This is a genomic window from Acinetobacter sp. SM34, from assembly GCF_022012365.1.
Classification (GTDB): Bacteria; Pseudomonadota; Gammaproteobacteria; order Pseudomonadales; family Moraxellaceae; genus Acinetobacter.
On sequence record NZ_JAKLTP010000026.1, the window covers coordinates 1 to 14,050 of the forward strand.

Annotated in this window: 18 protein-coding genes and 1 pseudogene; 12 read left to right on the forward strand and 7 right to left on the reverse strand. The window is 33.9% G+C overall.

Features of this window, described 5'->3' with window-relative positions; all coding sequences use genetic code 11:
• Positions 1–242: pseudogene (locus LZZ98_RS15145) on the reverse strand (hypothetical protein); the annotation flags it as partial.
• 670 nt (positions 243–912) lie between these two features.
• On the opposite strand from LZZ98_RS15145, the gene LZZ98_RS15540 reads away from it, so the two are divergent.
• The 4 genes from LZZ98_RS15540 to LZZ98_RS15160 all read left to right on the forward strand — a co-directional run bounded on the left by LZZ98_RS15540 (position 913) and on the right by LZZ98_RS15160 (position 3,971).
• Positions 913–1,035, forward strand: a complete 123-nt coding sequence (locus tag LZZ98_RS15540) for a hypothetical protein (protein ID WP_269091882.1) — start codon at positions 913–915, stop codon at positions 1,033–1,035.
• 941 nt (positions 1,036–1,976) lie between these two features.
• Complete coding sequence (locus LZZ98_RS15150) at positions 1,977–2,207, forward strand: hypothetical protein (protein WP_237788559.1); 231 nt, start codon at positions 1,977–1,979, stop codon at positions 2,205–2,207.
• Between the two features lie 213 nt (positions 2,208–2,420).
• Positions 2,421–3,344, forward strand: coding sequence for a replication initiation protein RepM (gene repM / locus LZZ98_RS15155; protein ID WP_005268335.1), 924 nt, complete (start codon positions 2,421–2,423; stop codon positions 3,342–3,344).
• Positions 3,345–3,407: 63 nt separating this feature from the next.
• Entirely contained in the window at positions 3,408–3,971 is a 564-nt protein-coding gene (locus tag LZZ98_RS15160; protein ID WP_237788560.1) for a plasmid replication DNA-binding protein, read from the forward strand.
• Positions 3,972–4,158: 187 nt separating this feature from the next.
• On the opposite strand, the gene LZZ98_RS15165 is transcribed toward LZZ98_RS15160, so the two are convergent.
• The gene (locus LZZ98_RS15165; protein ID WP_087696031.1) at positions 4,159–4,764 is read right to left on the reverse strand and encodes an alpha/beta fold hydrolase; all 606 of its coding nucleotides are present in this window, start codon (positions 4,762–4,764) and stop codon (positions 4,159–4,161) included.
• 178 nt (positions 4,765–4,942) lie between these two features.
• Here LZZ98_RS15165 and LZZ98_RS15170 point away from each other — a divergent pair, with 178 nt between their 5' ends.
• Together LZZ98_RS15170 and LZZ98_RS15175 are read left to right on the forward strand one after the other, a co-directional pair.
• Positions 4,943–5,191: a type II toxin-antitoxin system HicA family toxin gene (locus LZZ98_RS15170; RefSeq protein ID WP_044425274.1), complete on the forward strand. Its 249-nt coding sequence runs from the start codon at positions 4,943–4,945 to the stop codon at positions 5,189–5,191.
• Entirely contained in the window at positions 5,188–5,523 is a 336-nt protein-coding gene (locus tag LZZ98_RS15175) for a type II toxin-antitoxin system HicB family antitoxin (RefSeq protein ID WP_035270373.1), read from the forward strand. The genes LZZ98_RS15170 and LZZ98_RS15175 overlap by 4 nt, the downstream gene beginning before the upstream one ends.
• A 124-nt stretch (positions 5,524–5,647) precedes the next feature.
• Here LZZ98_RS15175 and LZZ98_RS15180 read toward each other — a convergent pair whose 3' ends face one another.
• A complete protein-coding gene (locus LZZ98_RS15180) occupies positions 5,648–6,931 on the reverse strand; it encodes a hypothetical protein (protein WP_237788561.1) in 1,284 nt (427 codons plus the stop codon).
• Positions 6,932–7,108: 177 nt separating this feature from the next.
• Here LZZ98_RS15180 and LZZ98_RS15185 point away from each other — a divergent pair, with 177 nt between their 5' ends.
• Together LZZ98_RS15185 and LZZ98_RS15190 are read left to right on the forward strand one after the other, a co-directional pair.
• A complete protein-coding gene (locus LZZ98_RS15185; RefSeq protein WP_000286964.1) occupies positions 7,109–7,411 on the forward strand; it encodes a type II toxin-antitoxin system RelE/ParE family toxin in 303 nt (100 codons plus the stop codon).
• On the forward strand, positions 7,412–7,693 hold the full coding sequence (locus tag LZZ98_RS15190) for an addiction module antidote protein (protein ID WP_067865280.1): 282 nt from the start codon (positions 7,412–7,414) through the stop codon (positions 7,691–7,693).
• 84 nt (positions 7,694–7,777) lie between these two features.
• On the opposite strand, the gene LZZ98_RS15195 is transcribed toward LZZ98_RS15190, so the two are convergent.
• Complete coding sequence (locus tag LZZ98_RS15195; RefSeq protein ID WP_237788562.1) at positions 7,778–8,341, reverse strand: helix-turn-helix domain-containing protein; 564 nt, start codon at positions 8,339–8,341, stop codon at positions 7,778–7,780.
• A gap of 372 nt (positions 8,342–8,713) precedes the next feature.
• On the opposite strand from LZZ98_RS15195, the gene LZZ98_RS15200 reads away from it, so the two are divergent.
• From LZZ98_RS15200 to LZZ98_RS15210, 3 genes are all read left to right on the forward strand, one after another.
• Complete coding sequence (locus LZZ98_RS15200; RefSeq protein ID WP_237788563.1) at positions 8,714–8,974, forward strand: type II toxin-antitoxin system RelB/DinJ family antitoxin; 261 nt, start codon at positions 8,714–8,716, stop codon at positions 8,972–8,974.
• Positions 8,961–9,251: a type II toxin-antitoxin system YafQ family toxin gene (locus LZZ98_RS15205; protein ID WP_237788564.1), complete on the forward strand. Its 291-nt coding sequence runs from the start codon at positions 8,961–8,963 to the stop codon at positions 9,249–9,251. The genes LZZ98_RS15200 and LZZ98_RS15205 overlap by 14 nt, the downstream gene beginning before the upstream one ends.
• Positions 9,252–9,402: 151 nt before the next feature.
• Positions 9,403–10,485, forward strand: coding sequence for a hypothetical protein (locus LZZ98_RS15210; RefSeq protein WP_237788565.1), 1,083 nt, complete (start codon positions 9,403–9,405; stop codon positions 10,483–10,485).
• A gap of 143 nt (positions 10,486–10,628) precedes the next feature.
• On the opposite strand, the gene LZZ98_RS15215 is transcribed toward LZZ98_RS15210, so the two are convergent.
• Positions 10,629–11,705: a ComEC/Rec2 family competence protein gene (locus LZZ98_RS15215; protein WP_237788566.1), complete on the reverse strand. Its 1,077-nt coding sequence runs from the start codon at positions 11,703–11,705 to the stop codon at positions 10,629–10,631.
• A 71-nt stretch (positions 11,706–11,776) separates the two neighbouring features.
• Here LZZ98_RS15215 and LZZ98_RS15220 point away from each other — a divergent pair, with 71 nt between their 5' ends.
• Positions 11,777–12,532 carry a hypothetical protein gene (locus LZZ98_RS15220; protein ID WP_237788567.1) on the forward strand — a complete coding sequence of 252 codons (756 nt, stop codon included), beginning with the start codon at positions 11,777–11,779 and terminating at the stop codon, positions 12,530–12,532.
• A 640-nt stretch (positions 12,533–13,172) separates the two neighbouring features.
• Here LZZ98_RS15220 and LZZ98_RS15225 read toward each other — a convergent pair.
• Positions 13,173–13,463, reverse strand: a complete 291-nt coding sequence (locus tag LZZ98_RS15225; RefSeq protein ID WP_237788568.1) for a hypothetical protein — start codon at positions 13,461–13,463, stop codon at positions 13,173–13,175.
• On the reverse strand, positions 13,450–14,050 hold a 601-nt coding region (locus tag LZZ98_RS15230), incomplete at its 5' end, for a hypothetical protein (protein WP_237788569.1). The genes LZZ98_RS15225 and LZZ98_RS15230, both read right to left, overlap by 14 nt.

Consider the following 14,050-nt stretch of genomic DNA (forward strand, 5'->3'; position numbering starts at 1 on the left):
TTCTCTGCCGAATACAAACTCTGATTGAGGAGCACAATCAAATCGACCACCGGTTTTTTCTGCAGACGATAGTTTCTTTGCCGTGCCGTTTGGTCAAGCGCATAGCGTTGTGTGAATTTCTGAATAATACTTTCAGCCTTGTTTAGAGGCACATCAATTTGACAAAAATACTCCGAACCCAAGCTGACACGATCAAGAATATCTCTTAAATACTCATCCGTTTTTACACAAAAATAGATCATCGCCACGCCTTCAAAATATGGTAATCCTATCGGGTGAATATAGCGCATTTTCTAGAAAAATAGTAATCCTATCGGAAGCCTTTTAAATCGTGTTTTATAAGCCTGCGGAGCAGGCAATTTTTCAGGTGATGGTAATGGCATATATGGTTGTTCCTTGCGATTTGTATTTTGCACAGTTTCTGCTATGCTGAGGGTGTTCAAAGCGATTCATTTTGAGTTGGTCACAACTTAAAACGTGTTGAACCGTGATCCGAGCGCAATCGGAGCAATCCCTCCAGAAAATTAACAGCTGATCGCTGACACATTCATTTTTTAAAAATGCTTTGTGCTCTTTCGTCATGTCTGTATCCGAAAAATTTGCTGATATTTTTTTCACAAATTCTTAAATCTGTTCTCAATTTTTTGAGCATGATCATCAAAATGTCATGCGGATCTTGGAACTTGCCTATTTTTTGCATCGGCGAGTTACCGCCGCCGATGACATTTTTCTTACTAAATCCAACCGGACGAAAAATCTAACCAATTTTTTGTCATTCGGTGTAGCTGCATGCTGACTAACGTCCGCTGGTGCGGCTGCGAAGGGGGCTAAAGAGTGAAATTCTCTTTTTCTACCCAATCAATACATTGAACAAAATAAGAGTTGTTGGGCGACGTAGACACGGGAGCTTTGGTGACAAAGCAAAACCCTGTTTTAATTGAAGTCAGAGTTGAAATAACGGAATATTTTGACGTTAAGATGACTGCCTTTTTCATGAGTAATTTTGAGATGGGTGCAGCACAGGTGGGCGACTAAAGTTGAGCCGAAAGGCGATCAAGACAGAGAAAAACTGTCAGGTGTCAGATTCTAAAAGGGTCATGGACATCGGGTACTTGTAAATACATAAGCAAGATTCGTCGAATAGCTTAAGCCTGTAACGGCATCTACAGTAGAACCTGATAGATGCTTTGCTGAAAATTTTGATTGCACGATAAATCTAAAGAGTCTTTAGTCAGCTGTAAGTGGGATCTTGGAACAACTCCCCATGAAGAGCTAACGGAAGAGACGAGTGTAACGAGTAAGACTTGAGCGAAAGCAAGAAGTCGGGCATCAAATTGACAATTAAGACTAATGCGGGAAGTTCGCTAAGATATTATTTTTGATAAGTTTATTAGTTGGTGACTGTTAAATGAAATAATATTTTTAGAGGGCGGGAGAGGTGCTGAGTAAAGCGACTTTTAAGTCGGGAGCAGGGCTATTCGAGCGAATAAAAACGTAAGCGTAGCAATGAGTAATGAAAGGCCCGCCGAATATATAGCGTTTATCGCTATAGCGGTTGTGTAAATCAGTAAGAAAAAATAGCAATTGTGGTGATTGCGGAGAGTTGGTAGCTCTCAAAAAAAGTTTTGATTAAGCTGAAATTTTCAGACTTATTTAAGTACTTGTAATTAAATAAATGTTTTTCAAACACTAGGTATTACTTAAAACCTAATATCCTTTTCTAACCTTAAAACCTGCACACATAAGTGTGCAGGTTTTTCCTTAACGCCAAAATGCGCTGATTTACGTTTTAAGGCTACTTTTTAAAATTATGATCACACCCCAAGAAAAATATTGTAAACAGGCTAAAAACGCGAATATAAGCCTCTCAATCGCAAATTTAGAGCGAGTGTCTACGAGCGACCAATGAAAATTCGCGCCTAGACTCCCTGAAAAACAGCTTTTTAGGCTTCACAGCCTAAATAAGCGTAAATCACATGCAGAAAATGGAGCCTAGATCGAGCGTAGCGAGTAAAAAGCTTTATGAGCGAAGCGAATTCCGAGTTGCTTTTGCTCTTGCCTTTGCTTTTTCTGAAAGCCACAACTGGAAGAGCCAAAAAATTGCCCCACGAATCGAGCGAAAGCGAGATTCAATAGAGTTTGAGCGTAGCGAAAACCAAGGGCAATTTTTCATTCCCAGTGCTTTTAATTATTTTTTAAGTTTTTAAATGCTTTTAGAGATGCTGTAAGCCTTTAGTTGCAATAGTTTAAGGGGTGATAAAGATAGGTTTAAGGGGTGATAAAGATAGGTTTAAGGGGTGATAAAGATAGGTTTAAGGGGTGATAAAGATAGGTTTAAGGGGTATTTAAATAGTTGGATTATTGACTATTTAAAATATATAGAATATAACCTAGTTAAATGAATTAATAAGCTTCATATCATGACAAATAACAATAAATTAGTTGTTAAGGATAATGCTCTTATCGATGCCTCTTTCAACTTATCACTCATAGAGCAACGTATTATGCTCTTGGCCATAGTTGGAGCTAGAGAGTCTTCTAATCTCACATCTGATACACCAATAGAAGTATTCGTAAGTGACTACGTTCATCAATTTAAAGTAGATAGTAATAATGCCTATGGCTTGCTTAGAGAGGCAGCGAAAACACTAAAAAGAAGGGAGTTTAGTTATTTAGATAGATATAAGGGCCAAGAAGCTCTTACTACAGCAAATTGGGTAAACAAAGTGACCTATGTAGATTCTAGTGGCCTTATCGTTTTATACCTTAGTAACGAAGTTATCAGCTTAATTAGCCGATTAAGCGAACAATTCACAAAATACCATATAGAACAAGTGTCTGACTTTAAGAGTAAATATAGCATCAGACTATATGAGCTATTAATTAAATGGTTGAATGTAGCAAAAACTGAGAAATATAGTATTAACGATCTTAGATCAAAATTAGGGCTGGATGCGACTGAATATTCAACTATGTCTAACTTTAAATCTAATGTCTTAGACAGAGCAGTAAGTGAAATTAATAAACATACCAATATTACCGTTGACTATGACCAATTCAAAAAAGGTAGAGTTATCACAGATATTCAATTCCGAATTAAATCAAAAGCAATACCAGCTCAACATGAATTAACAAAAACATCCCAAGTAACATTCCACCAAATGACAGATGCTCAAATCAATATGTTTGGCAATCAGCTTTCACGACTACCTGAATTTTCAAACTTAGCAAATGGCAATGAAAGCTATGAGAGCTTAGCAGCAAAAATCAAAGAAATGCTGAGAGATCCAATACAACAAAAGCAGTTTTTACCTCACCTACAAAACCTTGGCTTTAAAGCTTGAGTGTATTGGAGAATACACATATTGTATTCTCCAATACATTTTCAAAATACACAGCAATACACTATGAATACAGCTACAAAATACAGTGTTAGTGATGCTGCAACACTGTATAAAAAATCTAGAGCTACACTATATAAAGATATAAAAAATGGTGTGTTAAGTCGTGACCATGATGGTTCTATAGATTTTTCAGAACTACTTCGTGTCTATGGTGAGCCTTTTGGAGCAAAACAGGCAAAACGTATTGATACGTCTTCAATACAAAATCAAAATACACCTGAATACACTGATAAAACAGTGGTAGAACTGAAAAGCCAAATCGACTTCCTAAAAAAACAGTTAGAAAAAGCCGAAGATCGTGAATCCAAGGCGAACGCTCGTATAGATACGCTTCTAACGCTCATCGAAATGAAGCCTCCCACAGCCAATATGACTACGTTTACCGATCAAGAACCGCTGCCAAGCATGGCCAAAACAACTCCAGAACCGGACAAAGCAGAAGCCAAACATGAGGGATTGACTACTCCAGAGCAGACGGAAAATAAGCGGATTCCAGTACCGGAGCAGGTAGAGCCGGAGGAGCCGAAAAGAGGGTGGTTAAGCCGGTTTTTCTTGCCGAATGGCTAAGAGACTTGTTTAGGTATGCTAATCAAAGTTGTGAAACATTGATCAAAGAATAGTCGTGGAACGTGAAAAATCACAAAGAAACCATGACAGTGCGCTGAACCCCGTCATGGTTTCGGATAAGATATTGATGCTTATAGGAAAAATTCAAGCATTTCGTATAATCTGCATTATGTTAATTTTAGAAAAATTAAGAAATGGCTTCTAAAAATTGATTGATATAAACACTAACTTCTTTAGCATGTTCTTCAGCCAAATTATGCTTACCATTACTAATAATTTTTAAAGTAGAACCTTTTAATTTAGTGTTTAAATATGTTCCTACAGCTACTGGGCTAATAGGATCAGCATCTCCCCAAATTAGTAAAGTCGGAATATTAATTTTTTCCAAATACTCATCGTAATTTACATTTGTTGTCATAAACCATTCGGGATATCTTGGATACTGTTCTTGGTATTCAGTTCTCCAGTCTTGGACGTTGAATGGAGTTAAATCGATTCCTCCTGATGTTGCTATTAAAACAAGACCTTTGATTAGACTAGCATCGGTAAATGCTTTATTAACAGCAAAAATGCCTCCCATTGATTGGGCAATTAGAATAGATTCTGAATTAATTTTCCCTGTAACGTATTCTTCTAAATCACTAAAATTCTTTAAGCTAGTATCCTCCGCAATATTTCCAAAACCAGGATAGCCAATAATTTGTTTTTCATATTTTTCTGGTAAAAACTCAATCAAAGGTTTCCAAAAATCAAGGTTTCCAGATGCACCTGGTAAAAATACTATTTTTTCCATCTTTTCATAATCTTAAAAATTTTAACCGCTAAAACACTATCTTGTATAACTTCATTCGTCTAGATAAGTTTTTGATGCATTTAACATAATGGCTGTTATACGAAATTGCAACTAAATATAGTTGCAATTATTATTTAAAAGTAACTATACTTAGTTGCAATAGCAGTAGGGCTGAAGTATGGGTAAAACGGAAAAGTTACTGGAAAAATTTGGAAATTCAAAAAATACATTTCCGTATAAAGATTTAGTCGTTTTACTGAATCAGCTCGGCTATGAAAAATTTGAAATGGCAGGCTCTCGTGTCCGTTTTTTTAATACGAAAACTGAACACATGATTTTACTGCACAGGCCACACCCTGAAAATGAAATCAAAGGTGGGGCTTTGAAATCTGTAAAACAGGCACTCAAGCAGGAGGGATTTTTATGAGCTATTTAAAATACAAAGGTTATCTAGGTACAATTGAACCTGATCTTGAAACAGGTGAGTTATTTGGAAAGCTTGCATTTATCCGTGATCTCATCACTTATGAAGCAGAAACATTAAAAACTCTTGAACAAGCTTTTCAGGAATCTGTCGATGGATATTTAGAGTCTTGTGCTGAATTAGGTAAAAAACCCGATCAGCCATTCAAAGGTACATTTAATGTCCGTATTAGTCCTGAGTTACACCGTAAAGCTGTTTTAGCATCAAGTGATAATTCTCTTAATGCTTTTGTAAGCGATGCGATTCAAGAGAAATTAATGCGTTTAGGTGCTTAATTTATTGAAGCCTAGATTGACATCTAAAAATTGAAAAAAATTAGTAAAAAAGGGAGCTTACAGCTCCCTTTTTTGATTTCGCATAAGGTGTATTATGTTAATTTTAGCGAAACTCAATAATAAATTATTTCTTCTTTGGCTTCATGCATGAGGGTTTTGATAGGCTCACTGGCTGGTTTAAATTGTGTGCCTTAGCTCCCTGTTCTAAAAGGGCCTTTAAACTTTTTTCAGAATTTTTAGGCTGCTTATTTTGAGCATTCTTCTTTGGCTGTGGTGGCGAAGCTTTTTTCTGAGCTTTTACTGACTGCTCAACTTTATTTTGTTTACTTGTAGGCTTGTTTACTACGGCTGTTTTTAGAGACTTTAGCCATGAGTATGCGTGAGGATCTAACTTCAATAAATGTTCAATCATTTCATTACGTTTAGCTTTATCCATCTTAGAGATAATGCTTTTAAGATCAGCATTAATTGATTGATTTGTTGCACCTCGTTCACTAGCTTTTTCATACCACTCATGCCCAAGTGTATATTGATATGTTTCCATATAAATAGCGCCTAATAAAGTACAAGGACGATAATTATCTGGAGTTAAATTATGAGCTTTGGATGCATTATCAATGGCGACGTTAACCTTGCGAAGATCACGTCTAACTCCACCAAGAGTAGTGAAATATGCAGATAATAATTTTTTATCCTTGATACCATTAGTGGAAATTTTTTCTAAAAATTCTTCTGCTTCAACACTTTCCTTACACTTTCTTAATTGACTGCTAGCATTAATAGCATTCCAAATGTTCTTGGTGTTCTTTGCATATTCCTGCAAATAATAATTAGCTTCTAATCGATGAAATTTATGACGAACTTTGGCAGTAAAGAATTTTTTACCTATTGTATTTAACCAAACAGCCTCATCTTGAGAAAGTCTTGTTTCATTTTCTAGCTTATTCAAAATTTCAGAAAGCTCTGTAGGTGATGCCCCTGATAGATATTCATTAATGTCGTATTTTTTTAGTAATGCTTTTTCTTTTTGCTTTGCAATATAAACAGGATCTGACTCAAGCAACTTTTGTTTTTCAATAGCTTCCAGTCTCAACTTCTCCTGACGAATTTTTTCCTCAGCTACTCTTTCTAATTCAACTTTATGTCTAATTTTTTTCTGAAAGTCTGGCAGGAAACCGCTTAAAGATCTGAGCATATACTCATGAATATATACTTCTTCAAATTTACTTAGTCTTTGTTTTTCTTCATATTTTTTTATAATGTCTTTTAAACGACTAGGTATTAAAAGATCTGACTTTAATGGATCTAAAAAATATTGTTGGCACAAATTTAAGAGTTTGCTCTCGAAAGTATCTAAATCTTTATCAGTAACTTTTGCCTGTAACAGTAAAGCCTTTCCCTCAGTCATAATAGAAATCTTATTCGAATCAAAAAATTACTTCAGTATAAAGAAAAAATGTCTGTATCTCACTTATGTTTATTTCCCATTTAACATAATGGTGCTTATACGAAATTCAGCGTTTCAGGCTCCCCAAAACCAAGTTTATTTCTTGCATAAATGTATCCTATAGGATACATTTTACTTATGTACTCAATATATACCACTGAAGTCTTTGATGACTGGTTCACCAAGTTAAAAGACCAACAGGCAAAAAGACGCATACAAGTCCGAATTGATCGGGTTGAAGATGGAAACTTTGGAGATACTGAACCAGTTGGTGAAGGTGTCTCTGAATTACGTTTCTTCTTTGGACCAGGCTATAGGATTTACTACTGCAAACAAGGGCAAAGGGTTGTTATTCTTTTAGCAGGCGGAGATAAGTCTACGCAAAGTAAAGATATAAAACTTGCCCTGCAATTGGCACAAGATTTAGAGGAGGAGCTATAAATGGCTATTAAACTTCGCAAATGGGACAGTGCTGAGCATCTTAAAACAGAAGAAGATATGCAGGCTTACTTACAAGCATGTATCGAAGAATCTAATGGTGATGCCGCATTCATTGCTAAAGCTTTAGGTAACATTGCTAAAGCTAAAGGAATGGCTCAATTATCACGAGATACAGGTCTAGGCCGAGAAAGTCTTTACAAAGCACTTTCTGGTGATGTGAACCCTAGTTTTGATACGGTGATTAAAGTTGTAAAAGCACTGAATTTGCGCTTAGCAATTTAAAAAGTTATTAAAAAATGGAGCTTTAGGCTCCATTTTTTAATTTCGTATAACGTGCATTATGTTAATTTTAGGAAATCTTATTAATTAATTATTTTTTCGTTCATTTAGCTTTTCAAAAATTGATGATTGAATAATGTTTTTCAAAGTACCTATATCAGTTAATAGTTGGAGTTCATTTTTTTCTTGTACCTCTTTCTGCTTTTTAAGAGAATCATTAGAATTCTGAGCAAATATTCCTGATAGTACGGCTATTCCTAATGCAGTAACTGCAGATCCTGTAGCAGCTGCAGCTATTACTCCACTAACTCCCATAACTACTGGTACATTATTTGTTTTATCAATCTGTACTGCTTTACTTTTTGTGTTCGCAACAAATATTCCCTTTTTATTAATAAGTTCAATTGAGTCCTCAAGTAACACCATAAATTCAGAAGATTTCAATTTAAATTGCCCACCCAATATAAATATCTGTTCAATACTAATATTAGTTTCTCCTTTCTCTAACTTAGATAATCCAGATGTACTCATTCCAGTATTTTCAGCTAGTGAGGTCTGCGTTATACCTTCAAACTCTCTCAAACAGTGAAGTAATGCCCCAGTAACATGAGAAACAGTCGTTGAAAAATTATAATTTGATTGATTAATCATGTTGAACTCTAATCATAAATAAAATTATTTTAGCATGATTTTCAGAAAAACATTGATTTCCCGATTTAGAGGAAATATTATGGTTCGTGAAAATTGGAATTTCTTCAATTTATATAGGAATCTTAAAATGAAACAAATCTTTATTCAGTTTGGAATCAAACTACTAACCCTATTCTTAGATCATGCCTACCAAATGATAAAGACCAAATTAGAAGAGTCTCGTCGCTTAAAAGCTCAATCTACAACGAAAATTCTAAATTAATTGAAATTTTTTCTTTGTGCGAAATTCGTCCCTAAAATTCTCATATTGAAACACTGTAGTTTTAAGCATAGAATAGAGTGATTAACAATGTTAATCACTCGGAGTTTAAAATGGCTTCAAATGCACTTGTCACCACTCGGATTAATGAAAGTATTAAACTTGAAGCATCAGAAGTATTGGCATCAATGGGTTTAACCGTTTCTGATGCTGTACGCTTAATGCTAACTAAAATTGCTAAAGATAAATCTTTGCCTTTTGAATTATGGCAACCGAATGCTGAAACCATTGCAGCAATGAACGAAGACTTAGCTCATGCTAAATCCTTTACATCTGTAGCTGATTTAATGGCAGATCTAAATGCGGACGATTAAATACACCTCTGCATTTAAAAAAGATTATAAACGTGAGAAAAAGGGACAGCATCGAAACACTGTAGATGCTGATCTACAAACTGTTTTAGAGTTATTGCAAGCTGATGAAGCATTGCCTGAAAAGTATAGAGATCATGCCTTAGTCAGCAATTGGGTGGGGCATCGTGATTGTCATATCAAACCTGATCTTGTTTTGATTTATAAGAAAACAGAAGAAGATGAACTTTTAATCTTAAAGTTAGTCAGATTGGGCAGTCATAGTGAGTTAGAAATTTGACATAAAAAAATGGAAGCTTAAGCTCCCATTTTTTTCATAATTCAAAAAAAAGTATTAAAAAATATAAAAATAATTGAAAAATAAAAATTTATACCCATGAATATTTAATCGGCTAAAAAATAGTATTTACACATTATTCTGAGAGATATTTATGACTAAACAAGCTAACCCTGATGATGAAATTGATGCTTTAAAAGCAAATATTTTATTCAAAATTGATCTACTCAAGCGTCGTGGTGCCTTGTGTGGTGAACTTAATACCCAATTTGCTAATATAGGTTTTGATAATTCTAATACCTTCAAGTCACTTTCTTCTAAAATCAAAAACTTAGAATCAGGTGATGTAAAAAAACAGCTCAAACAAGCACACCAAGTTGTAGGTAAACAACTGAATGATCATATTCAATTTAATAATAAAAGAGCTTACTTCTACAGCCTTTCACAGAAAAATTTAGATCAACTATTTAAATTATTACAACAACCTAATGATTTTTTTGTGTTAGGTGATAATAAAGCTGTTTTTAATTATGAAGATCTTAATCATGATTTAACTGAAACAAGCCTTGTTGTTGAAGATAGCGATTTTAAAGTTGTATATTTAAAAAGTGCTAGAAACCGTAGAGATAATATTCGAATACAAGATGAAATTCCTAAAATAGACCCTGTAGATAACGAAGAAATCATTGATTTAATTAAAGTTGTTCAATACTCAATGAATGCCTATGATTTCATTGCTTTTGACTTTAAAAATGAACATTTAATTATTGGTGCTGACTTAAATGGTATTTTTCCTCGTCAAGAGTCTGAAAAAGCGATTGATAAAATACAGATAGCCATACGAAAACTAGGTAAGTTACCTGATTTACAAAAGAATAATCTTCGTAATTGTGTTGAAAACTTAGAAAAAGAAGATGGAGGAGATGTACTAGATCATGCATTTATAACTGCTGATGGTGGGTATAATCATGCAGGGAAAAGCCTTACTAGTGGTCAAGATGTTCGAAAAGATAACTTTCACTCAGATGGTATTAAAGGGAAAGAAGCTGATTACTATGGGATAGTAAAAGCATATTCTCTACAAGATGAAGAGAAAGTTATTATTAAGATTAAAATGACTTTCAGAGATTATAAAAAGGTTAATGTTCCTATCCGATTCGCTGTTTTAGACGGAATCAAAACATTTGATGGTCTCAAATTTTCGATTAGAAAAGTAATCCAACACAATCATAATTAAATTTTTTATAGCTATGCAGAATGAAAGTTCTGCCTAGCTAAGATTTAACGTAAAATCATTTGTATAAGAAATTTTATGTTAAATACAGTTCTATATACAAAAGCACTCTAAAGGGTGCTTTTGTATATAGAACATTCAATGTGTTAGGCATCTACTTTTTCTAGGAATGGGACTTCGGTTATGCTCACCCAGCCCTCTCTTTTTGAAAGACCTCTATGGTGCTTAATTACTCCATTAGCCCTAGTTGTTTTATAGACTTTATATCCTCTTCTAATAAAGGCATTTACTACAGCTTGCCGCGGATGTGTTTTTGATTTAGGACCGACAGATACATAACTTATTTTTGTTGGAGTAAATCCCTTAGAAACTCTTGGTCCTAATAGCCTATCTAACACTTCAGGAGAAACATTATGTCTACTACCATGATGTGGCATCTGTACAAAATCGCAGTTTTGAATATTTAATCCTAAATATTCTGCATTATCTAAGGCCTGTGTAAGAGCCCTGACTCCAGCATCACCTGTTAACAGAACTCTATTGTTATGCATATTGGCGAATAAAATAACACTACTTTCATTTTCCGCACTTGTTGTCACATTATTTTTAAGGGTTTCTTTATCCCAATTTTCAAATATTTTTTGTATTGATTCATGAAGAAAACCTCTGAAATCTTCAGTATTTAAATTATTTTTTTGTTCAGGTGTTTTATTAAATTCTTGAACAAGCTCATGAATATACCAATTTCTTTCTGGTGAAAGAACTTGGAATGGACCAATAAATTCACCATAAAATGGCTCTTTAATTGGAATATCACGTTCTGTTGCTAGAACTTCTAACCTATAAGCAGCCGACATTTTTTCTTGGAATCGTCTAGCAAGACTATTATTTGTTATCCGTCCGTCTTTGAAATAGTGACAGATTTCATCACAATATAACCAAGGACGATGCATCCATAGCTCTTTGACTTTTAATTTCTCTAAGACAACTGATAGACCAGATGCATGATCGTTATCTGGATGGCTATTAACAAGAAAATCAACCGTGTCAGTTTGATAATATTCTTGGATATGCCTAACCATAGCTTCTCCAGAGGATTTTACCCCTCCATCATAGGCAAGTATTTTATATCTTCCATCTTCCCTGTATCGAACTAAAATACAGTCTCCACTACGCCCTGTATCACCTACAGTTAAAAACTCAATCTCAAACCCATCTATCATGCTTAAAACCTAGTAGTAATTTATTAACCTTATGCTTTAATAAGGCATTAATTTAAAAAGAAAAGGTTTGTATGGAAAGTATTTTGGCTTTTGTTGACGAATACACTTTAAAAGCAAGATTTTTACCTGCATGTATAGCTGGACTTCCATTAATGGCTTTGATTGCTTCATACTTTAATTGGAATGAATTTCTAGTTGCAAATATTGTGGTGGGTTTTTTGGTTGGTTTGATTGTAATTTATCTTTTTTCACTTTTTGCTAGGTCTTTAGGACGTAGAGTTGAGAGCAAAATTTTAAAAGAATGGGGAGGATTTCCTACTACTCAATTCTTGAGACATAGCGATTCAACGTTAAGTTTAGTAAAGAAAGAAAAGATCCATGGATTACTGGCTCAAAAGTCTGAGATATCTTTGCCTTCATTAGCACAAGAAAACATTGATCCAGATCAGGCAGATCAAAAATATAATGAAGCTGTTACTTGGTTAAGAAATAATACTCGTGGAGATGAGTACAAAATTTTGTTGAATGAGAATATAGCGTATGGTTTTTTTCGAAACAGTTTAGGGTTGAAGTGGTTAGCTATTATTCTATGTATTTTAATTTTAATTATACTCTTCATTCTATTTAAAGTTCACTATCCATATGAAACTTATGAATTAAATCTAATTATTGAGTTCTCGAAAACTGTAAAATTAGCTCTTTGGCTAACTTTAGGTCTTAGCATATTTATGCCTTTTTACTGGATATTTGTTATTACTAAAAAGAGTATGAGATCTAATGCAGAGACCTATGCTAAAACATTGTTAGATCTTTCCTATAACGTTTAAAAAGAATACAAAATAGGTAAGATTTCAGTATTTCTAAAATTAACATAATACACCTTATACGCAGCCTAGATGTTAGGCTGTTTTTTATCAAACATGTTTTCATGTGCTAAATGACATCAAAAAAAGAGATTTTTAAGTTTTCATGTGCTAAATGAAAAATTTATAAACATAGGATACTGTTTTTAAATAATTTATTAATTTTTAAAATAGGACTAAATTCAGTCAAAAAGATAGTCGAGAATAAATATTCAAAAATACCAAAATAAAAATAATGTTAAATATCAATACATTAAGTAAAAACCATGTTTTGAATTTTGAACCAATTTTAGTAAAATTTATAAAAAATATTTTTCAATATTTAATTATTTAAATAAATCAACAACTTGAATTTCAAAAACATGTTTTTATGTGATAAATGACGATCAAAAATAGCATTTGCCTAGTTTTCATGTGATAAATCGCTTCGAAAATCACATATTAGACAGTCGCTGGAACGCTTTCTGATGACGAATTAATATCTTTTCTGTCAGTAATTTAATGATCTTTTCACCTTCGTTTCCTGACAAATCAAGCATTTTGGTAGGTCTAATCTTCGGTCTATCAACAATTTCAACACCATATTTTTTCATCTTTAATTTTCCTAAAAATAATAGAATTTCAAACTTAAAAAAATTGCTGAAAGTATTGCTGTTACAGCGATACCACCTACTTTATTGCCTATTTTATTTTTAGAAAATAGGAAAAAACCCACTCCAACCGCCATAAAAAATCCAACGGCCAAAGAAATTCGGCCTTGGGACGGTTCAATATTAAAGATTGAGCCTATGGCCAACTCCAAAAAAAGGACCGTTGCAAAAAATACGGTAAAAGCCAAACCGGCCACGATAAATCCATTGGAGAAATCTTTAAAAAACACATCATCTTTTTGCATGAAAACACACCATTTCTTTAAAACTGTTCGCTAAACGTTTGTTTTTAATAATGTAGCTGGGTACTTCAAGTTTAATCGGTGATTTCCGATTAAAGTAAGAGAGGTACAGTGTAAGAATGGTTCGATTTAAGTTAAAAATATCCTGACGGACCCCACGGAATCGAGATAAAAGCCATAATTTTTGCAATTCTTTCTGTACTGCTTCATCCTGTACATGGGGCTGCTTAGAATTTTTCTGATGTCTCTTAAAAACGTTTGTGATCTGTTCTTTTTTCAGCTCAATAAACTTTTTATGCAATCGCCACGTCCAGCCCTGTGCCTGTGTTTGAGGGATCTTTTTTTGCTTGCGCTGTTCAGCCGTATAAGGGATCTGCACCAATTCATACACTGGCACTGAGTCCTGTTTATTTTCGGCAATATTATTCGGAACACTGTTATAGATTAGACGATTTTTTCTCTCTAAAACCGATGAAAACTGCTCTATCTCTGATTTATCCAAATCGTATTCACGTTGTAAAACAGCACCACAGATGAAGGCAATGCCACGCATCTCTTTCGGCATGGTACACATCAAACAAAGTCGAATT